The 21,077-nt window shown below is 73.0% G+C and carries 21 protein-coding genes; 10 read left to right on the plus strand and 11 right to left on the minus strand.

Going from position 1 to position 21,077, the window contains the following annotated elements; all coding sequences use genetic code 11:
- Nucleotides 1-237: 237 nt before the first annotated feature.
- Nucleotides 238-1,389 carry a flavin-containing monooxygenase gene (locus ACGFZF_RS30870; protein WP_393559524.1) on the minus strand — a complete coding sequence of 384 codons (1,152 nt, stop codon included), beginning with the start codon at nt 1,387-1,389 and terminating at the stop codon, nt 238-240.
- A gap of 157 nt (nt 1,390-1,546) precedes the next feature.
- Here ACGFZF_RS30870 and ACGFZF_RS30875 point away from each other — a divergent pair, with 157 nt between their 5' ends.
- A complete protein-coding gene (locus ACGFZF_RS30875; protein WP_393559526.1) occupies nt 1,547-1,999 on the plus strand; it encodes a DoxX family protein in 453 nt (150 codons plus the stop codon).
- Nucleotides 1,996-2,412 (plus strand): Zn-ribbon domain-containing OB-fold protein, encoded by a 417-nt coding sequence (locus ACGFZF_RS30880; RefSeq protein WP_393559528.1) that lies wholly within the window; start codon nt 1,996-1,998, stop codon nt 2,410-2,412. Before ACGFZF_RS30875 ends, ACGFZF_RS30880 begins: the two co-directional genes overlap by 4 nt.
- Nucleotides 2,413-2,507: 95 nt before the next feature.
- Here ACGFZF_RS30880 and ACGFZF_RS30885 read toward each other — a convergent pair whose 3' ends face one another.
- From ACGFZF_RS30885 to ACGFZF_RS30910, 6 genes are all read right to left on the minus strand, one after another.
- Complete coding sequence (locus ACGFZF_RS30885; RefSeq protein WP_393559530.1) at nt 2,508-3,377, minus strand: hypothetical protein; 870 nt, start codon at nt 3,375-3,377, stop codon at nt 2,508-2,510.
- Entirely contained in the window at nt 3,374-5,626 is a 2,253-nt protein-coding gene (locus tag ACGFZF_RS30890) for a WD40 repeat domain-containing protein (protein WP_393559532.1), read from the minus strand. Before ACGFZF_RS30890 ends, ACGFZF_RS30885 begins: the two co-directional genes overlap by 4 nt.
- A complete protein-coding gene (locus ACGFZF_RS30895; protein ID WP_393559534.1) occupies nt 5,623-7,731 on the minus strand; it encodes a hypothetical protein in 2,109 nt (702 codons plus the stop codon). Before ACGFZF_RS30895 ends, ACGFZF_RS30890 begins: the two co-directional genes overlap by 4 nt.
- Before the next feature lie 96 nt (nt 7,732-7,827).
- The gene (locus ACGFZF_RS30900) at nt 7,828-8,457 is read right to left on the minus strand and encodes an HAD-IA family hydrolase (protein ID WP_393559536.1); all 630 of its coding nucleotides are present in this window, start codon (nt 8,455-8,457) and stop codon (nt 7,828-7,830) included.
- Nucleotides 8,447-8,707: a DUF397 domain-containing protein gene (locus tag ACGFZF_RS30905; RefSeq protein ID WP_393559538.1), complete on the minus strand. Its 261-nt coding sequence runs from the start codon at nt 8,705-8,707 to the stop codon at nt 8,447-8,449. Before ACGFZF_RS30905 ends, ACGFZF_RS30900 begins: the two co-directional genes overlap by 11 nt.
- Entirely contained in the window at nt 8,704-9,567 is an 864-nt protein-coding gene (locus ACGFZF_RS30910) for a Scr1 family TA system antitoxin-like transcriptional regulator (protein WP_393559540.1), read from the minus strand. The genes ACGFZF_RS30905 and ACGFZF_RS30910 overlap by 4 nt, the downstream gene beginning before the upstream one ends.
- 91 nt (nt 9,568-9,658) lie before the next feature.
- Between ACGFZF_RS30910 and ACGFZF_RS30915 the strand changes: the two genes are divergently transcribed.
- The gene (locus ACGFZF_RS30915) at nt 9,659-10,087 is read left to right on the plus strand and encodes an ATP-binding protein (protein ID WP_393559542.1); all 429 of its coding nucleotides are present in this window, start codon (nt 9,659-9,661) and stop codon (nt 10,085-10,087) included.
- A gap of 23 nt (nt 10,088-10,110) precedes the next feature.
- Here ACGFZF_RS30915 and ACGFZF_RS30920 read toward each other — a convergent pair whose 3' ends face one another.
- Nucleotides 10,111-10,617, minus strand: a complete 507-nt coding sequence (locus ACGFZF_RS30920) for a DUF664 domain-containing protein (protein WP_393559544.1) — start codon at nt 10,615-10,617, stop codon at nt 10,111-10,113.
- 428 nt (nt 10,618-11,045) lie between these two features.
- Nucleotides 11,046-11,453, minus strand: coding sequence for a DUF1992 domain-containing protein (locus ACGFZF_RS30925; RefSeq protein WP_393559546.1), 408 nt, complete (start codon nt 11,451-11,453; stop codon nt 11,046-11,048).
- Between the two features lie 194 nt (nt 11,454-11,647).
- Between ACGFZF_RS30925 and ACGFZF_RS30930 the strand changes: the two genes are divergently transcribed.
- Nucleotides 11,648-12,490, plus strand: coding sequence for a M23 family metallopeptidase (locus ACGFZF_RS30930; RefSeq protein ID WP_393559548.1), 843 nt, complete (start codon nt 11,648-11,650; stop codon nt 12,488-12,490).
- Between the two features lie 108 nt (nt 12,491-12,598).
- Here ACGFZF_RS30930 and ACGFZF_RS30935 read toward each other — a convergent pair whose 3' ends face one another.
- The gene (locus ACGFZF_RS30935; protein WP_003967102.1) at nt 12,599-12,802 is read right to left on the minus strand and encodes a cold-shock protein; all 204 of its coding nucleotides are present in this window, start codon (nt 12,800-12,802) and stop codon (nt 12,599-12,601) included.
- A gap of 258 nt (nt 12,803-13,060) precedes the next feature.
- Here ACGFZF_RS30935 and ACGFZF_RS30940 point away from each other — a divergent pair, with 258 nt between their 5' ends.
- Nucleotides 13,061-13,927, plus strand: a complete 867-nt coding sequence (locus ACGFZF_RS30940; protein WP_356599836.1) for a menaquinone biosynthesis protein — start codon at nt 13,061-13,063, stop codon at nt 13,925-13,927.
- A gap of 44 nt (nt 13,928-13,971) precedes the next feature.
- On the opposite strand, the gene ACGFZF_RS30945 is transcribed toward ACGFZF_RS30940, so the two are convergent.
- Nucleotides 13,972-15,015 (minus strand): alpha/beta hydrolase, encoded by a 1,044-nt coding sequence (locus ACGFZF_RS30945; protein ID WP_393559552.1) that lies wholly within the window; start codon nt 15,013-15,015, stop codon nt 13,972-13,974.
- A gap of 150 nt (nt 15,016-15,165) precedes the next feature.
- On the opposite strand from ACGFZF_RS30945, the gene ACGFZF_RS30950 reads away from it, so the two are divergent.
- The 5 genes from ACGFZF_RS30950 to ACGFZF_RS30970 all read left to right on the plus strand — a co-directional run bounded on the left by ACGFZF_RS30950 (nt 15,166) and on the right by ACGFZF_RS30970 (nt 20,951).
- Complete coding sequence (locus ACGFZF_RS30950; RefSeq protein WP_393559554.1) at nt 15,166-16,836, plus strand: serine/threonine-protein kinase; 1,671 nt, start codon at nt 15,166-15,168, stop codon at nt 16,834-16,836.
- 59 nt (nt 16,837-16,895) lie between these two features.
- A complete protein-coding gene (mqnC, locus tag ACGFZF_RS30955; protein ID WP_147976067.1) occupies nt 16,896-18,095 on the plus strand; it encodes a cyclic dehypoxanthinyl futalosine synthase in 1,200 nt (399 codons plus the stop codon).
- A gap of 7 nt (nt 18,096-18,102) precedes the next feature.
- Complete coding sequence (locus ACGFZF_RS30960) at nt 18,103-18,750, plus strand: hypothetical protein (RefSeq protein ID WP_393559557.1); 648 nt, start codon at nt 18,103-18,105, stop codon at nt 18,748-18,750.
- Between the two features lie 87 nt (nt 18,751-18,837).
- A complete protein-coding gene (locus tag ACGFZF_RS30965; RefSeq protein ID WP_393559559.1) occupies nt 18,838-19,533 on the plus strand; it encodes a demethylmenaquinone methyltransferase in 696 nt (231 codons plus the stop codon).
- 134 nt (nt 19,534-19,667) lie between these two features.
- Complete coding sequence (locus ACGFZF_RS30970) at nt 19,668-20,951, plus strand: geranylgeranyl reductase family protein (RefSeq protein ID WP_393559561.1); 1,284 nt, start codon at nt 19,668-19,670, stop codon at nt 20,949-20,951.
- Nucleotides 20,952-21,077 lie beyond the last annotated feature (126 nt).

The raw sequence follows: 21,077 nt of genomic DNA on the forward strand, positions 1-21,077 counted from the left end.
CATAACTGACGTGTAGTCAGATTACAGAACTGACGCTCAGTCAGGAACACCCGTGCAGGAACGGTCCCTTCGGGTACCCTCCCCGGGTTCCCGGGGGTCCGGTCGGGTCCGCCGTGCCGGGGCGCGTCGCGACCCCCGGCCGCTCGCCCCGCGCCCCCGAAGCCCCCGCCCCGTCTTCCCCCCGCTTGTCTTCCCCTCGCCCCCGGCCCCCCTCGCCCCCCGGCCCGTCCGCCCCGGCTAGCGGGTCGCCTTGGCGATCCGGCGCGCGATCCTCTCCGCGTCGAGCGCGAGCTCGCGGAACATCCCGCTGATCGGGTTGGTGAATCCGGTGAAGTAGAGCCCGGGCGCCCCCTCCGGCGTCCGCGCCCCCCGGGTCGCCGGCCGGCCGCGCTCGTCGAGCACGCCGAGGTGGCCCACGAGCGGTTCCAGCGCCCGCCGGTAGCCGGTCGCGGCGATCACCGCGTCGGGCGTGATCCGCGTCCCGTCGGCGAGGACGACCTTGTCGCCGTCGAAGGACTCGACCGCGCCGACCACCTCCACCGTGCCGGCCCGCACCGCGTCGATCAGGCCCACGTCCTGCACCGGGACCGCCCCCTCGCGCACGCGCGAGTACAGCCCGGTGTCCGGTCGCGGGAGCCCGTGCTCGGACAGGTCCGGCACGGCGGCCCTGGCCATCAGCGCGCCCATCCGGTCCACCAGGCGCACCGGCAGTCTGCGGACCAGGATGCCCGTGCGCTGGGCGGGCCAGCCGGCCGTGGACCGCCGCACGATGTGCGGGACCGTGCGCACCGCGAGCCGCACACGGGCGGCGCCGCCTTCGGCGAGGTCGGCGGCGATCTCGGCCCCGGTGTTGCCGGCGCCGACGACGAGCACGTCGCGGCCGGCGTACGGGGCGGGGTTGCGGTAGGCGCTCGCGTGCACCAGTTCGCGGTCGTACGTGTCGAGTCCCGGCCACTCGGGCAGCCGCGGGGTGTGGTTGTAGCCGGTGGCCACGACCACCGCCCGCCCGGTCAGCCGGCGTCCGCCGGTCGCGTGCAGGGTCCAGTCGTCCCCGGCGCGCTCGACCCGGGAGACCTCGACGCCGGTCACGATCTCCAGTTCGTGGACCTCGGCGTACTTCTCCAGGTAGCGCACCACGTCCGCGCGGGCGACCCAGCGCCCGAAGGAGCGGGGCATCGGCAGTCCGGGCAGTCCGGAGAGCCGGCGGGTGGTGTGCAGGCGCAGCCGGTCGTAGTGCGCGCGCCACGAGGCGCCGACGGCGTCGGACTTCTCCAGGACGACCGCCCGGACGCCCTGCTCACGCAGGGCGGCGGCGACGGCGAGTCCGCCGGGTCCGCCGCCGATGACGTAAACGGGATGGTCGGGGCGGTCTTGGGGGGTATGGGCCATGAATGCTGAGCGTAATGACATGCTCACTTGTTGGGTCTCGGTCAAGAGGGGAATTGGTTGCGAATCGGTCACGCCTGCCGACCTCTTGCGGGATCGGGGTGCCATCCGCTGAACTGACGTATCGTCAGATCCGTTCGGGAGGGGCAGGTACCGACAGATGCAGACCGTCTGGCTCACCGGCGCCGAATGGCTCGCCGTCCTCCGCATCGGCCTCGGCCTGTGGTGGCTGGAGAGCTGGCGCCACAAGGACAGGAAGGGCTGGTTCGAGCGAGGCACCGGCATCGCCTGGGCCGCCGGCGTGGCGGCCGAGCACCGCTGGGGCGCGGTGCGGACCGGCTTCGAGAAGGTCGTCGCCCCTCGGCCCCGGCTCATGGCGTACATCGTCGTGTACGCCGAACTCGCCCTCGGACTCGGCCTGGTGGCCGGCTTCCTCACCCCGATCGCCCTCGTCGGCGGCCTGCTGCTCAATCTCCTCTACCTCGTCCTGATGATCCACGACTGGGCCGAGCAGGGGCAGAACGCGATGATGGCGCTCATCTCGCTGGTCGCCCTCTTCGCGCTGTCCTGGCAGACCTGGTCCCTCGACCACGCGATCGGACTCTTCGGATGAGCCCGCGCTTCGACCTTCCCGACGTCGACGCCTTCACCCGGCCCTACTGGGACGCGGCGGCCGAGGGCCGGCTGCTCCTGCGGCGCTGCGCCGGGTGCGGACGCGCCCACCACTACCCGCGCGAGTTCTGCCCGCACTGCTGGAGCGAGGACGTCGCCTGGGAGCCGGCCGGCGGCCGTGCCACGCTCTACACCTGGTCCGTCGTCCACCGCAACGACCTCCCGCCCTTCGGCGAACGGGTGCCCTACGTCGCCGCGGTGGTCGACCTCGCCGAGGGCCCCCGGATGATGACCGAGGTGGTCGGGGTGGCGGAGGCCGACCTGCGGATCGGCATGGACCTGGAGGTGGCCTTCCGCGCCCGGGAGGACACCGTGATCCCCGTCTTCACCGCCCCGGGCGGCCGGCCCGACTGAACGGGTCCGGCCCGGAGCCGGTGCCCGACCGGCAGGACACGGCCGACCGGACCGGGGCCCCGGACCCGGGGCCGCCCCGGAGGGCCCGTCCGCGCCTACACGCCCAGGTACGGCGCCAGGGTCGCGGCCGTCGTCGCCGACCGCAGGTAGTTCACCGCGTTGTGCAGGTCGAAGTGGAAGCCGACGACCGAGGTGTGGTCCACGGCGATCCCCTCGAAGTACCCGCTCAGACCCGGCGGCACGGCCACCGGGTCGCCCGGGTCCGCGATGTTGACCCAGCGGGTGGCGCCCGCCGGGCGCGTGCCCCGGTACTCCGGGCGCGGGACGAGCCGGTCGAAGACCGCCCGCGGCATCGCGAGCGGTGAGCCGAGCGTGAGGAAGAGCTCGGGCCGCAGTTCCGGATGGGCGTGCAGCGCCTCGTAGGCGACGACCGAGCCGAGCGAGTGGGCGATCACCACCCGCGGCCGGTGCGCCGCGATCCGCGCGGCCACCTCCTCACGGGCCGCCAGCCGCTCCGGCGCGTCGTCGGCCCGCAGGTAGGTCGCCACCTCCCGGAACAACAGCCGGATGAAGATCCGCAGCGGGCCCTCGGCCAGGTCGAACTTCCGCGCCACCCACGACGACAGCGCCCGCACCGGGATCCCCGCGTGCCCCTGGGACACCTCGTCGGCGACGCCCAGCTCCCGCGCCCACTCCTCCAGCATCCGGCGGGCCAGCGGGTCGTCCAGCAGCTCGTCGTCGTCGCCCTGCGCCACCGGCCGGCCGGCGGCCAGCCGGTCGGCGTAGTACGCGAAGTCCAGGTCGAGCCGGCCGGGGCCCACGCCCAGGCCCTTGGCGATCTCCTCGGCCCACACGGCGGCCCGGCGGCCCCGCAGGTCCTCGAGCAGCTCGCCGCCCACGTCGGCGCCGAAGCTGTTGCCGACGCCGTGGACGGCCACGATCGAAAGAGGGGGGGAACCGGTCAACGAAGCCTCCGTGCCAGGGGTTCGAGACTGAGGGCGACGACCTCGTGGCCGACGCCGAGGAGCACGGTCGAGTCGGAGCCCACGGTCGCGGCCCGCGCCTCGTCCGGAAGGTGGAACGCCGAGACGCACGTCCGCGTTCCCAGGTCCCACAGCCGCACCGTCCGGTCGAGGCCGGCCGTGACGGCGCAGGGACGGCCGTCGACCGTTCCCATCGCCACCGCGTGGACGGTCAGTTCGCCGTCGATCAGCGTCCCGGCCTGCCGGCCGGTCGTCAGGTCCCAGAGGTGGACCCGCCCGGCTCGATGGCTGGTGAGCGCGTGCGGGCGGCCGTCCACCTCGCCGGCCACGGCCGCGATCACCGCGCTGTGGCCGCCGACCAGCGACCGCGTCCGCTCCCCGGTCGTCAGGTCCCACACCTTCAGAGCGCCCTGGCTGGTCCCCGTGACGACGCACGGGACCCCCTGCACCCGCGCCACCGCGAGGGCGGTGACCGAGCCCCCGTGGCCCGTCATCCGGCCCACCTCGGCCGCCGTGTCCAGGTCCCAGACCCGGACCGTGCGGTCGTGGCTGCCGGTCACGGCGTGCGGCCGGCCGTCCAGCTCCGTCACGGCCAGCGCCACCACCGCGCTCTCGTGGCCCACCAGCGACCGGGTCCGCCGCCCGGTCGTCAGGTCCCACATCCGGACCGAGCGGTGGGTGCCGATGGCCAGCGCGTGCGGACGCCCGTGCACGACCGCGGTCCCGATGGTCTGGATCGCGCTGCCGTGCCCGCTCAGTTCGCGCACCTGCCGGCCGCCGGCCACGTCCCAGACGCGGACCGCCCCGGCCCGCTCGCCGGTGATCGCGTACGCCGAGCCGTCCACGTCCGCGAACGCGACGGCGTCGACCCGGTCCGTCCGCCCCTTCAGCGCGCTGGTCTCGTGCCGGGCGGTCAGGTCCCACACCCGCACGGTGTGGTCGTGGCTGCCCGTGACGGCGTGCGGCCGGCCGTCCAGCACCGCCACCGTGACCCACATGACCGCCTTGGTGTGGCCGATCAGCACCCGCCGCTGCCGGCGGGTCACCAGGTCCCACACCCGCACCGCGCCCGAACGGTCCCCGGTGAGCGCGTGCGCCCGGCCGTCCAGCGTCGCCCCGGTCACCACGTCGACCGCCTTGGTGTGCCCGGTCAGTTCCCCCAGCCGCGCCCCGGTGGCCAGGTCGTAGACGCGGACCGTGCCCGTCGTGTCCGTGGTCAGGACCTGGGGGCGGTCGGCCACCACCTCCGTCGCCACGGACACCACCCAGTCGCGGTGGCCGGTCAGTTCCCGGACCCGCCGGGCGCTCGTCAGGTCCCACACCGAGACCGTCCCGGACCGGTCGCTGACGACGACGTGCGGGCGCCCGAAGAGCTCCGCGACGGCCAGCGAGATGACCATCTTGGCGTGCCGGCCCACCAGCCTCCTCAACCGCCCGGTGGCCAGGTCCCACACCCGCACCTCGCGGTCCTTGCCCCCGGTCACGGCGTGCGGGCGGCCGTCCAGCTCCGTCACCAGCACGGCGGTCACCGCGCGCGTGTGGCCGATCAGTTCGGCCACCTTGCGTCCGGTGACCAGGTCCCACACCCGGACCGTGCTGCCCTGGTCGACCGTGAGGGCGTGCGGGCGACCCTCGATCAGGGCCACCGCGAGCCCGCCCACCTCCCCGTCGTGGCCGTCGAGCGTGCCGACCTGGCGTCCGGTGGTCAGATCCCACACCCGGGCCGTCCGGTCCGCGCTCCCGGTGACCGCGTGCATCCGCCCCTCCACCGACGTCACCGCCACCGCGGTGACGGCCGCGGCGTGCCCGACGAGCGTGCGGACGAGTTCCCTGGTCACCTGGTGCCCGGTCGCCCACCGCACGCGCCAGTCCGCGTCGCCCGGCAGGTCCGCCTGCATGCGCGTGTCCCGGAACCGGGCCGCGTCGAGGGCCAGGAGCTGCCGGCGCTCCGCGGGCGGCATGCCGTGGTGCAGTCCCCAGGACGCGCGGTAGACCGCCGCCGTGTGCCGGGCCTGCTCGGACTCCACGTTCCGCAGCGCGTCGGCGAGCGCGTGCGGGTCGGCGTGCAGCAGGAACTCGCTGTCCCGCACGAGGTCGTCGAGCCGCCCGGCGGCGAGCGCGTGCTGGGCGGTGTGCCGCCAGAGGTAGGGGGCCGCCAGATGCCAGAGCCTGCGGCCCGCCCCGTCGCGGGGGACCGACTCCAGGAGCCGGGTGTAGAGGGCGGCGGTCACGGGGTGCCTTCCTGGACGTGGGGGGTCTCGGAGCGGGGGGCCGGGGCGGGGCCGGCCCCGCCGGCGCGGGTGCCGTCGGCCGGCCCCGGGGCGTTGGCCTGGAGCCACTGGGCGAGGCCCTCGTGGAAGAGGCGGTAGAGGGTCGTGCCGTCGTCGTCCACCTCGCGCCGCAGATAGAAGCGCGCCTTGCGGTCCAGCACCTCGTACAGCTGGGGCAGCGGCAGCGGCTCCCCGCCGGGATCCTCGGTGAAGGCCGAGGCGGCGTGCGCCAGGACACGCTCGGGCATGCCACGGCCCTGGGCGAACGCCAGAGCGGTCAGCACCGGACGCAGATGCGGCTCGTCGGAGTGGCGCATCAGGTCGAGTTCGAGGAGCTCGGGCAGCCCGAGCGGCACCCGCCCGCCCAGCGCCGCCGCCTCCTCCGGGGTGTCGCACGGCTCCTCGGCCGCGAGCAGGTAGTGCACGTACAGTCCGGCGGCCAGGAACTCGCCCCACTGCAGCTCGTCCCCGCGGCCCACCAGCCGCTCGGCGACGGCGTCCGCCAGCGCGGTGCGGGCGGCGCTGCGGCTGCCCCGGGCGTACGGGCCGTCGTCCCGCAGCAGCCGCTCCACGTAAGCGGCGACGCCCTGGCGGACGGTGTCGGGGGAGGCGGCGCTGAGGTCGGTGCACCCGCCGCCGTCGCGGGCCAGGGCGAGCAGCGAACGGAAACGGCCGTCCTCGCGGGTGGAGACCAGCAGCCGAAGCCTGCTGCCCGGTTCCCGGGCACGCTGGGCCAGCGGCAGCAGCAGGGCGGCGACGATGTCCTCGGGCCGGTCGGCCTCGTCGAGCGCGTCGACGACGACGGTGACCGGGGCGCCGTCGTCGGGCAGCAGCCCGTACAGGTGGTCGGCCGGGTTCGCGGCGCCGCCGGACGCGGCGGCGGGGGAGTCCGGGCGGAGCTGACGGGCGAGAGCGGCGGTGATCTGGTCGAGCCCGAGACGCCGCGCGTGCACCACGGCCAGCCGTTCGTTCTCGCCCGGCACCGGGCCGTCCAGCCGGTGCCACAGACGCCGGGTGTGCCGGCGCAGCAGGGGGTGGGCGGCGCACACCAGGACGCCGAGCAGGGCCGACTTCCCCGACCCCGGCTTGCCCGTGACCGTTCGCACCGGCGGCCCGGCCTCGGCGTCGTCGAGCCAGGCCGACAGCTCGCCCAGCTCCTTCTCGCGCCCGGAGAAGTACCCCTCGCTCCAGTCGCGGCCCACCGGCTCGCCCCCGCCGCCGCGCCGCATGAAGTGCTCGGGGTCCCAGGCCCAGTCGGTGAGCCGGGCGATCTCCGGGGGCAGGTCGCCGGGCAGACCGTCGGCGGGGGTCTCGCCGTAGGCGGGGTTCGGGAAGAACGGGAGCTGCGACAGGTCCACGTGGGCGGGCACCAGGCTGGTGATGATCGACTGCGGCAGGCTCCCCGGCACCTCCGCGATCAGGTCGTTCACCGTGCGGTCGATCTCCTGGTAGACCGTGCTCGGCGGGATGTACCGCACCGAGGGGTCGAAGCGCACCTCGCGGTTCCGGTACTTCTCCAGGACCCGGACCACGGCCCGGCTCAGGCGGTAGCCGAACGCGGTGTCCTTCGGCCCGGTCGCGGCCAGCACCCAGGCCCGGCGCCTGGCCACGTTCATCCGGCCGTGCCAGGCCCGTACGGCCGGTTCGCCCGCGTAGCAGACGTCGAGGATGAACAGCGTCATCGGCCGGTGGTCGTCCGGATGGTCCTCGATCAGCTCGATCCACGAGGCCACCGGCCGGGCCAGGCGCCTGCCCGCGCCGTCGAGGACGTAGAGCTTCTCGCTGCGCTCCTCGGCGAGTTCGCCGTGCCCGACGATGTGCACGATCAGCACGTCGACGTCCGGGCTGACCACCGCGGAGTCCACCCGGCCCAGGTGGTCGACGGGATCCCCGTCCGTCCCCGGCAGCAGGGCGTAGCGGAAGTCCCGCAGTACCGTCGTGACGCTCTCGGAGTGCCAGGGGGCCTGTTCGAGCAGATCGAGACCCAGGCGCGGGGAGGATCCGTCCTCGGTCCGTACCAGGGGAATGCCCAACGACAGCACGGCGTGCCGCCGTTCCTCGGTCATGTGCCGTCCCCGTTCCCCCGCCCCGCGCGGGCCTCCTTCGACGATAGTCAAGGAGGCGGCCGCAGTCGGGGTGATCGGCGAGGTCCGCGGACCGGCTCAGGCGGGTCCGGCGAACGCCAGGACGTCGTCGGCCGCGGCTGCCAGGGAGGCGAAGTGCCGATGGGAACCCGCGGCCGGTGCGGGGGTGTTGACCGTCCATACGGTCATCCCGGCGTCGAGCCCCGAACGGACCCCGGACGGCGCGTCCTCGACGACGAGGCAGTCCGACGGCTCGGCCCCCAGCTTCCCCGCCGCCAGCAGGTACGGGGCGGGCGACGGCTTCCCCTCGCCCACCGACGCCGCGTCGACGATCAGCGACGGCAGCGGCAGCCCGGTCCGCTCGAAGCGCCCCCGGACCCGGTGCTCGTAGTTGGACGTGACGAGCGCCCAGCGGTCGGCGGGCAGGGCGCGCAGGAGGGCGGCGGCGCCGTCGAAGGCCGCGTACGTGCCCGAGCGCACGTCCTCGTCCTCCAGGGAGTGCAGGAGGGCGAGGCAGGCGTCCGGGTCCTGCCCCGGCGCGACGGCCGCGAAGGTCTCGACCGGCCGTGTCCGGAGCGCGACGGCGTACACCTCGTCCCCGTCGAGCCCGTGATGAGCCGCCCAGGCGTGCCAGACGCGGCGCTGGTTGGCGACGGCGTCCATGAGGGTGCCGTCGACGTCGAAGAGAACGAACCTTCTACTGGTCACGCCCGGATGCTACGGCGGCGTACGCGGCGAAGGCCGCCCAGGAGGAGGGCGCGACGGAGACCAGGGGGCCGCCGGGCACCTTGGAGTCCCGGACGTGGACGGCGGCGGGGTGGGCGGCGACCTCGACGCAGTTGCCGCCTTCGGAATCGCTGTAGCTGGACTTGCGCCAGGTGTAGGCGACTTCGACGCACTCGCCGCCTTCGCCCCCGCTGTAGCTGCTCTTGAACCAGGTCGGTTCCTCGGTGCTCATAGCTCTCCCAGCATCTTCTCGATGGCAGTCAGGGACTCGTGAGGCGTGAGTGCCTGCGCCCGGATGATCCCATAGCGCTCGGTGTACTGACGGACCTCCTCCGGGTCGGTGATGAGCCGGGAGTGGCCATAGATCTCGGTGTACGCGACCTCGCGCCGGCCCTTCGGGGTGAGCAGGGTGAACGAGCCCTCCAGGCCCGGGTGTTCGGTGCGGTCCTGCGGCATCAACTGGAGGTGGACGGTGCGGAGGCCGGCGATCTCGCGGAGGTGCCTCAGCTGCTCCCGGAAGGCTTCGTGGCCACCCATCGGGCGGTTCAGGACGGCCATCTCCAGGACGAAACTGAAGGTGGTCGCGGGCCACTTGTCGAACACGGTCTGGCGAGCCAACCGATCCGCCACCCGCTTCTCGACTGTTTCTTCGTCGTACAGGGGGCGACGTTCCCGGAACACCGCCCGCGCGTATGAGGGGGTCTGGAGCAGGCCCGGCACTGCCTGCGCGGCGTAGTAGTGCAGAGCCACCGCCTCCGCCTCCGCCTTCGCGAAGTCGCGGAACCAGTCCGGGTGACGTGTCCGCGCCCGCGCCAGGGCCTCCCGGACGTCCTCCACGGCCGCCGCCAGCACCCCGCCGGCCGCCAGTGCGCGGTCCGCGCGCAGCAGGAAGTCGGGTTGCGGGGTCCGCACCCCGCGTTCCACCGACGAGACCAGGTCCTCGCTGCAGTGCGTGGCCTCGGCCAGTTCCGCCTGGCTCAGGGCGGCGTTCCTCCGCAGCACCTTGATGATCTTTCCGAGCGCACTGAACAGGTGCGCCGTACCGTCGATCTCGGACGGCCGCTCCGGCCGCTCCCCCTGGTTCCCCGACATCCGTACCGCCCTCTTGGCGTACCCGTACAGTTACTCAGCGTCGTGGCGTCGCTGCTGGTCAGCGTAGAGCGGGCGCACCAGGCTCAGGGGCATGAAGTCCGAAATCGTCACCCCGAACGGTGAGTTCGGCGGCGTGTCCGCCGACGTGTTCGTGCAGCGCCTGTCGGCCACCCGCCGGGGTGCCCGGCTCGCCCGGCTGCTCGCCGCGCAGCAGCTCCGCGACTGGGGCGTGGCCGCCGCCACCACCGACACGGTCGAGCTGGTCGTCGCCGAGTTCGCCTCGAACGCGGTCCGGCACGGCCGGGTCCCCGGCCGCGACTTCGAGCTGCGGCTCGTGCCGGCCCGCGACCACGTCCGGATCGAGGTCAGCGACGCCCGCGCCGAACGCGAACCTCAGCCGGCGGGGTGTCCCGACGAGGGCGGCTACGGCCTGCTGCTCGTCGCGGCCCTGGCCACCGCGTGGGGCGTCAGGAGCCGTTGCGTGGGCAAGACCGTCTGGGCGACGGTCCCCTTGCCGTGAGACCGCGCCCGGCAAGACACCACCTAGCGGCGTTCCAGCACGCCGCGGACGTAGGCCGCCTGGCCCGCGTGCTGGTTGTCCTCCGCGATCACGCTCACCAGCCGGACGCCGAGCGTCACCGGCGGATCCCACGCCTCGTCCACCACCCGGTCGAGGTCGCTGTTCGTGAGGCCCCCCAGCTGCTCCAGGGAGCGGGCGTGCACCGCGTCGTAGTAGCCGAGGAGCAGGTCCGCCGGGGCCCGGACGGCGGCGACCTGCGCGCTGGAGTGCCCGTAGCCGGTGGCACCCTTCGGGAAGCCGAGGCCGAAGCGGGAGATCCAGTCCTGCTCGGTCCACACCTGCTCCGTGCCGAACGCGCCGGCGACGTGGTCGTCCTGGATGCGGGTGAGGTGCCAGACCAGCCAGGCGATCGAGTTCGCCTCGTCGTCGATCCGCGCGGTCAGCTCGTCCTCGGACAGGCCCTGGACGGCCCCGTGCACGGCGTCCCGGACGCGGTCGAACGCGTCGAGCAGCAGGTCGGCGCTCTTCATGGGGCGGGGCTCCTCGCGGGTCGGGTCGGGCTCCGTTCGGTCCCGTCAGGCTCCCCGAGGCGCCGCGGCCCGCATGGTCGACGGGGCAGCCGGACGGGCGAGATTCACCCGTCCGGTCGTGCCGCCCACGGCGGCGCGCGGACATCTCACCGCCCCCGGGCGACCCGTGCGGCGCTCGCCCGGGGCCGCTTCGAAGCGCCGGAACCGGGGTGACGGACCTGGGGGTTTCCTGTCGATCAGGCCGGGAGCCCGGCCGCCACCCCCCTAGGGCCTGTCTTCAAAGTAGCGCCGGTCGGGCTCGCGGTGTCCGGTGCCGTGCATCGCAAGGCGGAGGAGCGTCCGCGTACTGGACGTACTCGGACGCTTCGACAACGCAGCGAGGCGCGGTACCGGGCGCCGCGAGCCAGGCGGGACTTTGAAGACAGGCCCTAGGGGGCGTCCGGCCGGCCCGCCCGCCACTCCCGGACCACCGTCTCGACGTCGAACGGCGTGAGGTTCAGCGGCGGGCCCGCGGGCGGCCGGCGCAGCGCCTCGGCGATCTTGGTGTTGATCTCGCCGAGGATCCGCCGCACCTGGCTCTCGGAGACCGCCCGGCCGACCGCCTCGACGGCGTCCTCGGCCTCCTTGCGCAGAGTCAGCGACGGCGGCAGGACGGACGCGCCCTCGCGGTGCATCTTGCCCTTGATCCACCACAGCTCGTCATAGGGGGCCCGGTCGTCGTCGAGCGGCTTGCCGAAGCCGGACAAGCGCGAGAACTCACCGCGTTCGGCGGCCTCGCGGATCTGCTTGTCCACGAATGACTCGAAGCTGACGCCGGGCGGTTTGCGTTCGGTCATGACTCCAGACTACGAGTCCGCCCCCGGAACGGGGGAGACGGCAGGGGCCCCCGTGAAAAGGGGGAGACGAGGGTCTACTGCGAAACGTGATCTTCCGGCACGCTGTCGTCCGCGCACCCGCACGCACCCCCACGACCGCACACGCACGGCCCCACCCACGGGCCCCGCGGAGGCCCCCCACACCCGGAGGACGGATGCGTTCCCCTCGCACCTTACGGATCACCCTGGCCGGCACCCTGCTCACCCTGCTGGCCGGACTGCTCACCGCCCTCACCGCCGGGACGGCCCACGCGGCCCCCGTCTTCAAGGCGCCCTTCCCCTGCGGCCAGAAGTGGACCTACAGCCACCACTCCGCCGAGGTGCGTCAGGCGCTCGACTTCGTCAGGTCCGACGGCGGGACGACCGCGGGCACCCCGGTCCTCGCCTCGGCGTCCGGCACGGCCACCCGCCACTCGCAGCCCAGCGGCGCGGGCAACTACATCGTGATCGACCACGGCGGCGGCTGGAAGACGTACTACTTCCACCTCAGCGCCTACTCGGTCGCGAACGGGGCCTGGGTGAACCAGGGCGGGCAGGTCGGCACGACCGGCTCCACCGGCAACAGCTCCGGCGCCCACATCCACTACGAGCAGCTCTACAACGGCGTGGGCCAGCCGATCGCGATCAACGGGGTCTCCCTCGCGCCCTATCCGGGCTCGTACGGATCCAAGCACCTGACCAGCGACAACGGCTGCTCGGGCGGCGGCGGCACGTACTGGGTCGACACCTTCGCCAACGCCACCGGCTACGCCCAGGCGAACACGGCCGACGCCCAGGGCGTGCTGAACGCGGGCACGAACTACGTCTACTGCAAGGTCTGGGGCCAGGAGATCAGGGACGCCTCCGGCAACTACAACCACTGGTGGCTGCGGACCGACCTGGACACCGTCCACGCCGGCAAGAACGGCCGGGGCGCGTACGTCTCCGCGTACTACCTCTCCCGCTGGGGCAACGACGAGGCCCGCGACAACAACGGCACCGTGATCCCGAACTGCTGACACGGGATCCGTCTGCCGCGAAGGCAGGAGCCCCGCTCGTGCCCGAAGACACGGAGCGGGGCTCCTTGGGTACTTCTCTAGCCGTGCGCGATCGCCGACCCGGGCAACTTAGGCCGGGGTGACGTTCTCCGCCTGCGGGCCCTTCGGACCCTGCGTGACGTCGAAGTTCACGACCTGGTTCTCCTCGAGGGAGCGGAACCCGGACGCGTTGATCGCGGAGTAGTGGACGAAGACATCCGGGCCGCCGCCGTCCTGGGCGATGAAGCCGAAGCCCTTTTCAGCGTTGAACCACTTGACGGTTCCGGTAGCCATAAGCCCTCCTTGGGCCAAAGGGTTGCCCTGCTCCAGAACCTGCAAAGAAGTCTGAAAACTACAAAAGCCTGCGGGTCACATGCTCCGCAGGCTCTGTACTGCAAGGGAAACCAAACTGCAACTTGCGATGAGCGTAGCACGCAGGGTGTGCGGCGCACTAGAGGGAAAGATCACGTCACCCGCACGTTTGACGTGCGACGGCGTGCTGACGCGCGCCCCGGCGATGTCCACCGTACGAGACGGGTCTAGCCTCGCGATGTGGACAATGCAACCGATGACCACCAGCGCAGCCGACCCCGCGTCGGGCACATCCAGTTCCTGAACTGTCTGCCCCTCTACTGGGGCCTGGCCCGTACCGGAACGCTTCTCGATCTGGAGCTGACCAAGGACACCCCGGAGAAGCTCAGCGAGCGGCTGGTCCGGGGCGACCTCGATATCGGCCCCATCACCCTCGTCGAATATCTCCGGAACGCGGACGACCTGGTCGCCCTGCCGGACATCGCGGTGGGCTGCGACGGCCCCGTGATGTCCTGCGTGATCGTCTCCCAGCGCCCGCTGGACCGGCTGGACGGGGCGCGGGTGGCCCTCGGCTCGACCTCCCGCACCTCCGTACGGCTGGCCCAGCTGCTGCTGGCCGAGCAGTACGGCGTCCGCCCGGACTACTACACCTGCCCGCCCGACCTGGGGCTGATGATGCAGGAGGCGGACGCCGCCGTCCTGATCGGCGACGCGGCCCTGCGGGCCTCGCTGCACGACGCCCCGCGGCTCGGCCTCCAGGTCCACGACCTGGGGCTGATGTGGAAGGACTGGACGGGGCTCCCCTTCGTCTTCGCGGTGTGGGCGGCGCGCAAGGACTATCTGGCGGAGCAGCCGGAGACCGTCCGCGAGGTCCACGAGGCGTTCCTGGCCTCGCGCGACCTGTCGCTCGTGGAGGTCGCCAAGGTCGCCGAGCAGGCCGCACGCTGGGAGTCCTTCGACGCGGAGCTCCTGGAGCGGTACTTCCGGACGCTCGATTTCCGCTTCGGGCCCGAGCAGCTCGCGGGTGTGCGGGAGTTCGCCCGCCGGACCGGTCCGACGACCGGCTTCCCGGCGAACGTGCAGGTCGAACTGCTGGGCCACCGGTAGCCCGGCGGCGGCCGGCCGCCGCTCCGGTGGCGTCCGGACACCCCCTACGGGGCGGCGACCGGACCCTGCATGTGGCGGCTGATCCACTCCATCGAGCCCTCGTCCATGCCCCGCATGTAGCTCCTGGCGTCGTGCCCGCCGTCCTGGATCACCTGGAGGCGGGACTTCACCGGGCCCTTGGTGTACTTCTTCATGAACGCCTTCAGCCGGGCCATCCCCGACTCCTTGGTCCCGATCTGGAACGCGAGGTAGGTCTCGTTCGCCCGGGTGTCCGGCTTCGCGCCGAGGGCCTGGGCGAGCTTCTCCGGGTTGTTCGCCTGGCGTTCGGTCTCGTGCCCCGCCCACAGCGGTGAATCGGGGACCGTGTCGGGCCCCGAGGCGATGACGGCCTTGAACTTGTCCGGGTGCTGGAGCACGGACTTGAGTCCGACGAAGGCACCCGAGGACGACCCCATGAACCCCCAGCCGTCACGGGACTTGAAGGTGCGGAAATTCGCCCGCACGAAATCCGGCACGTCCTCGGCGAGCCAGGTGCCCATTCGCGGCTGCCCCGGAATATCGCTGCCGTCGTAGTAGAACTTGGCGTCCGGGTTGAGAACCGGCATCACGACGATGAACGGCAGGCTCTTTCCCTCCCGCGACCACGTGCTGATGCGCTGCTGGAGTTTGAGGTCCCCGCCCATCCAGTAATTCACCGGATAGCCCTTTCCTCCCGGCAGCGCGACGAGGACCGGGAAGCCGCTCTCCGCGTACTTCGGGTCGAAATACTGCTGGGGCGCCCACACCCACACCTTGCCCGTGAAACCGGACTTCTCGCCCCGGAGGGTGGTCACGCCCACCTTGGTGCCGTCGTCCAGGGTGTTGGCCGTGGTGAAGCTCGCCCGGGGGCCCGTCGGGAAGACGGTCTCGGGCCCGCGGGCGTGCACGGGCCGTCGCCCACCGGTCTCCCCGGCCCGCCCGGCGCTGCCGGACGAGGCCCTCGGGGTGTCGAACGTCAGCGGGGCCTCCTCCTCGGAGCAGCCGGTGACCAGCGCGGCGACGGAGCCGAGCGCGAGAGCGGCGGCGAGGATCCTGGGCAGGCGTTTCATGGAGCGGCTCCGGGTGCTTTCGGACACGACGGGTATCAAGGGGGTCGACGACAAGGAGGAGGGGCCTGACGCCCCTTCGGTTGGCTCGGCGGGGCCGCGAATCCTCACGAATCCGCCCACCGGGAGCTCCACGCTGCTAGAAGAGGAACCATGCAGCCGCTCGAAGCAGGGGAACCGACGACCATCGGGGCCTACCGTCTCCTCGGCAGACTCGGCGCCGGCGGCATGGGGCGCGTCTACCTCGCCCGCAACGCGGGCGGCCGGACCGTCGCCGTGAAGGTCGTGCACCCGCACTTCGCGCTGGACGAGCAGTTCAGGGAGCGGTTCCGGCGCGAGGTCGAGGCCGCGCGCAGGGTCGGCGGAGCGTGGACCGCGCCGGTCCTGGACGCCGACACCGAGGCCGCCGTGCCCTGGGTGGCCAGCGGTTACGTCGCCGGTCCGACCCTGGCCCGGGCCGTCGAGACGCTCGGCCCGCTGCCCGAGCACACCGTGCGGACCCTCGGCGCGGGCCTCGCCGAGGCGTTGTCCGGTGTGCACGCGCTCGGCCTCGTGCACCGCGACGTGAAGCCGTCCAACCTGATCCTGACCCTCGACGGGCCCCGGCTCATCGACTTCGGCATCGCCCGCGCCACCGACGGCACGGCCTCGCTCACCGCGACCGGCGTCTCCGTCGGCTCGCCCGGCTACATGGCGCCCGAACAGATCCTCGGCGCGGGCACCACCGGCGCCGGCGACGTGTTCTCGCTCGGCGCGGTCCTCGTCTACGCGGCCACCGGCGCCCCGCCCTTCCCCGGTGACACCTCGGCCGCCCTGCTCTACAAGGTCGTCCACGAGGAGCCCGAACTGGGCGCGCTGACCGGCGAGCTGCGCGCACTGGTCGGCGCCTGCCTGGCCAAGGACCCGGCCGCCCGCCCGTCCCCGGCACGGGCCGCGGCCGTCCTCGCTCCGGGCGGCGCCGCGTCGCTGGTCGGGGGTGGCTGGCTGCCTGGCCCCCTCGTGGAGGAGGTCAGCAGGACCGCCGTACGGCTCCTGGAACTGGAACCGGCCGCGCGGGACGCGGGCCTGTCCGGCCCGGTGCCCTTCAGCTCGCCGTCCGTCGGGACCTTCGGGCCGCCCTTCGAACCGGTCGGACCGGGCGAGGTCCCCCCGCCCCGGGCCGGCGGGCCGACCGCCCCCGGAACCGGCGGGGCCCCGGGCGCCGGCGGGCGGCCCGAGGGCGGCACGGGCCGGAGCCTCACCCTGTCCGTCGCCGCGGGACGGCGGGTCAGCTGCTCGGTCGCCCTCGCCGTCGCCGGGGCGCTGGCCGCCGTCACCCTGGGCGCCGGGTTCCTCTTCGACCTGATGCCCGGCGGCGGTGACGACACGAACGCCGGCGACTCCGGCGGGCGGACGTCGAGCCCGCCGGCCGCGACCGCGCCGACCACGGCCGCGCCCTCCGCCTCGGCGGAGAGCGGCAGCGTGCCCGCCGCCTTCGTCGGGACCTGGACCGGCCCGACCACCGAACGCAACGGCTCGCCGCACGGGGACTTCACCGCCGTCGTCGCCGCGGGCCGGACCGGCGAGGACGTCGTGCGCACCACGCACGAGATCACCCTCCTCGGCACCACCGTGCGATGCCACGGCATCGGGAAGCTGGCCTCCGCGTCCGCGACCGAGCTGCGGATCACCGAACGGACCGACCCCGACCGGCCCGGCACGGCCGGCCTGTGCACCACCGGGACCTCGTCCCTCACCCTCACGCTCGGCGAGGACGGCACCCTCGCCTACCGTTCCGAGGAGGAGGCCGCCGGGAAGCCGACGGGCACCCTGCGAAAGTCCTGAGAACCGCTGGCGTAGGCTGGTTCGGTCCGACCAGAACCCCTCCGAAAGGGACTCACCCGGTGACCGAGAAGGCCGACCTTCAGTCCGTCCTCGACCGCGCCGCAGAGGGTGGCCGGATCACCCCCGAGGAGGCGCTCGACCTCTACCGCTCGGCGCCGCTGCACGCGCTGGGCGCGGCCGCCGACGCCGTGCGCCGCCGTCGCTACGCGGGTACCGAGCACATCGCCACGTACATCGTCGAGCGGAACATCAACTACACGAACGTGTGCGTCACGGCGTGCAAGTTCTGCGCCTTCTACGCGCCGCCCAAGGACACCGCCAAGGGCTGGACCCGCGACCTCGACGACATCCTGCGCCGCTGCGCGGAGACGGTGGAGCTCGGCGGCACCCAGATCATGTTCCAGGGCGGTCACCACCCGGACTACGGCGTCGAGTACTACGAGAAGCACTTCTCCGCCATCAAGAAGGACTTCCCGGAGCTCGTCATCCACTCCCTCGGCGCGTCCGAGGTCGAGCACATGGCCCGGATCAGCGGGGTCTCCGTCGAGGAGGCGATCACCCGGATCCACGCGGCCGGTCTCGACTCCTTCGCCGGTGCCGGCGCCGAACTCCTGCCCGCCCGCCCGCGCAAGGCGATCGCCCCGCTCAAGGAGAGCGGCGAGCGGTGGCTGGAGATCATGGAGATCGCGCACGGCCTGGGCGTGGAGTCCACCTCCACGATGCTGATGGGCACGGGCGAGACGAACGCCGAGCGCATCGAGCACCTGCGGATGATCCGCGACGTGCAGGACCGGACGGGCGGCTTCCGGGCCTTCATCCCGTACACCTACCAGCCCGAGAACAACCACCTCAAGGGCCGGACCCAGGCGACGATCTTCGAGTACCTGCGGATGATCGCCATCGCGCGGCTCTTCATGGACAACATCGCGCACATCCAGGGCTCCTGGCTGACCGTCGGCAAGGAGGTCGGCCAGCTGTCGCTGCACTACGGCGCGGACGACCTCGGCTCGATCATGCTGGAGGAGAACGTGGTCTCCTCGGCGGGTGCCAAGCACCGCTCGAACCGCCTGGAGATCATCGACCTGATCCGCAAGGCCGGCCGGGTCCCCGCGCAGCGGGCGACGACGTACGAGCACCTGGTCGTGCACGACGACCCGGCGAACGACCCGGTCGACGAGCGGGTCGCCTCGCACATCTCGTCGACGGCGCTGGAGGGCGGCACGGCCCACCCGGAGCTCCAGATCATCGCCGCCACCTGACGCGGCCGTGCTGACGATCCACGCGGCGGACCTGGTCCTGCCCGGCGGGCGCCACGCGCCCGTGCCGGGCGGGGCCGTCGTCGTCCGGGGCTCGCTGGTCGACGCGATCGGCCCGTACGAGGACCTCGCCGCCGCCCACCCCGGCGCGCGGGTGCGGCGCTGGCCCGGCGTGCTGACCCCGGGGCTGGTGAACCTCCACGGCCCCGAGCTCCTGGAGCGGGCCTACCACCCGGACCCGCGCGAGGCCGCGGAACTCGGCACGGAGCCGATCACGGGCGCGAGCGCCCTCGCCGCCCTGGGCATGACCGACGCCCGCTGGGGCGCGAGCGCCCGCCGGGGCGTCCAGCGGATGCTCGCGCACGGGACGGTCGCGGTGGCCGGCGACCTGTGGCGACCCGCGGTCGTGGACGCGGTGACACGCGCGGGCCTGAGCAGGGAGCAGCGCTTCCACGAACCCCCGGGTCCTCCGTCGCTGGACCCGCTGGCGGACGGCCGCCCGCTCGCGGACGCGGTCCTGATGCCGCTGGGTCCCGTGGGCGTCGACGCCGGCTTCGCCGTCTTCGACGTGCGGGACGAGGCCGAACTCGCCGCCCGCGGCGCGGGGACCTGCGTCGCGACCGTGCTCTCCGGCCGGCTGGTCTTCCGGCGCCGCTGAACCCTCCGGCCGCCTCCCCGCCCCGTGCCGTGCCCGAAAGGCCGAAGCGGTTCGAGAACGGATTCACCGGGCTGCGACAATGGCCGCGTGACGCGAGCAACCCTGGACAAGCAGCCGCACGAAGTCGCCTCGATGTTCGACGACGTGGCGGCGAACTACGACCTGACCAACGACGTGCTCTCGCTCGGCCAGGACCGGCGCTGGCGCAAGGAGGTCGCCAAGGCGGTCGACGCCCGCCCGGCGCAGCGGATCCTGGACCTGGCCGCCGGTACCGGCACCTCGTCGCTGCCCTTCGCGGCGACCGGCGCGTACGTCGTGCCCTGCGACTTCTCGCTCGGCATGCTGCGCGAGGGCAAGAAGCGCCACGGCTGGCTGCCGCTGACCGCCGGCGACGGCACCCGCCTGCCCTTCCGTGACGACGTCTTCGACGCGGTCACGATCTCCTTCGGCCTGCGCAACATCCAGGACACGGACGCGGCGCTGCGCGAGCTGTACCGCGTGACGAAGCCGGGCGGCCGGGTCGTGATCTGCGAGTTCTCCCACCCGACGTGGGCGCCGTTCCGCACGGTGTACGAGGAGTACCTGATGCGGGCGCTGCCGCCGGTGGCCCGCGCGGTCTCGTCCAACCCGGACGCCTACGTGTACCTCGCCGAGTCCATCCAGTCCTGGCCGGACCAGCCGTCCCTCGCGGGCCTGCTGCAGAAGGCCGGCTGGTCGAAGGTCGCCTGGCGCAACCTGAGCGGCGGCATCGTGGCGATGCATCGGGGCTTCAAGACCGTCTGACGCCCCCGGCGACGGCCCGCGCGACCCGCGGCCGCCGGCCGCCCCGTCCGCGGGGTGGCCCTCGGCTCGGGCCGCGGGACGCCCCCATAGACTGGGCCGGTATCAACGCCGTCCAGTCTTCGGGAGACCCCGCCGTGACCGAGCCCCTCTCCGAGCACAGCGCAGACGTGATCGTCGTCGGGGCAGGCCCGGCCGGCTCCACGACCGCTTACTACCTCGCCAAGGCCGGACTCGACGTCCTGCTGCTGGAGAAGACCGCGTTCCCCCGCGAGAAGGTCTGCGGCGACGGCCTCACCCCGCGCGCCACCAAGCAGCTGGTCGCCATGGGCATCGACATCTCCGAAGAGGCCGGCTGGCTGCGCAACAAGGGCCTGCGGATCATCGGCGGCGGCGTGCGCCTCCAGCTCGACTGGCCCGACCTCGCCTCGTACCCGGACTACGGACTCGTCCGCAAGCGCGACGACTTCGACGAGCAGCTCGCCCGGCAGGCGCAGAAGGCCGGCGCCCGGCTGTACGAGCGCTGCAACGTCGGCGCGCCCATCGTCGACGAGCGCACCGGCCGGATCACCGGCGTCCACGCCAAGCTCGGCGAGGACAAGCGCGAAGTCACCTTCCACGCGCCGCTCGTCGTGGCCGCCGACGGCAACTCCACCCGGCTCTCGCTCGCCATGGGCCTGCACCGGCGCGAGGACCGGCCGATGGGTGTCGCGGTCCGCACCTACTTCACCTCGCCCCGCCACGACGACGACTACCTGGAGTCCTGGCTGGAGCTCTGGGACCGGCGCGGCCCGCAGGACCGGCTCCTGCCCGGCTACGGCTGGATCTTCGGCATGGGCGACGGCACGTCCAACGTCGGCCTCGGCATCCTCAACTCCTCCTCGGCCTTCAAGGAGCTGGACTGGCGCGAGGTCCTGAAGGCCTGGTGCGCCTCCATGCCGGAGGACTGGGGCTACACCCCGGACAACATGACGACGCCGATCCGCGGCGCCGCGCTCCCGATGGCCTTCAACCGCCAGCCGCACTACACCAAGGGCCTGCTGCTCGTCGGTGACGCGGGCGGCCTGGTCAACCCCTTCAACGGAGAGGGCATCGCCTACGCGATGGAGTCGGGCCAGATCGCGGCCGACGTCATCGTCCAGGCACACGCCCGGGCGACCCCGGCCCAGCGCGAGCTGGCGCTGCACAACTACCCGAAGATCCTGAAGGACACCTACGGCGGCTACTACACGCTGGGCCGCGCCTTCGTGAAGATCATCGGCAATCCGAAGATCATGAAGATCGCGACGCAGCGGGGCCTGACCCACCCGGTCCTGATGAAGTTCACGCTGAAGATGCTGGCGAACCTCACGGACCCGACGGGCGGCGACGCGATGGACCGCATCATCAACGGGCTCTCGAAGGTGGCCCCGAAGGCCTGAGCCGGACCTCCCGCCCTTCGCAGGGTGCGGGGAGGGGTCCGGAGAGCCTCACGCGGCTCCCGGACCCTCACCCGCCCCGAGGGCCTTCGCCCCGGCCGGGGCGGCCCGAACCGCGAAAAGCCGTCA

Origin of the sequence: Streptomyces sp. NPDC048338, assembly GCF_043201055.1 — a bacterium.
In the GTDB taxonomy this organism is placed as follows: domain Bacteria; phylum Actinomycetota; class Actinomycetes; order Streptomycetales; family Streptomycetaceae; genus Streptomyces.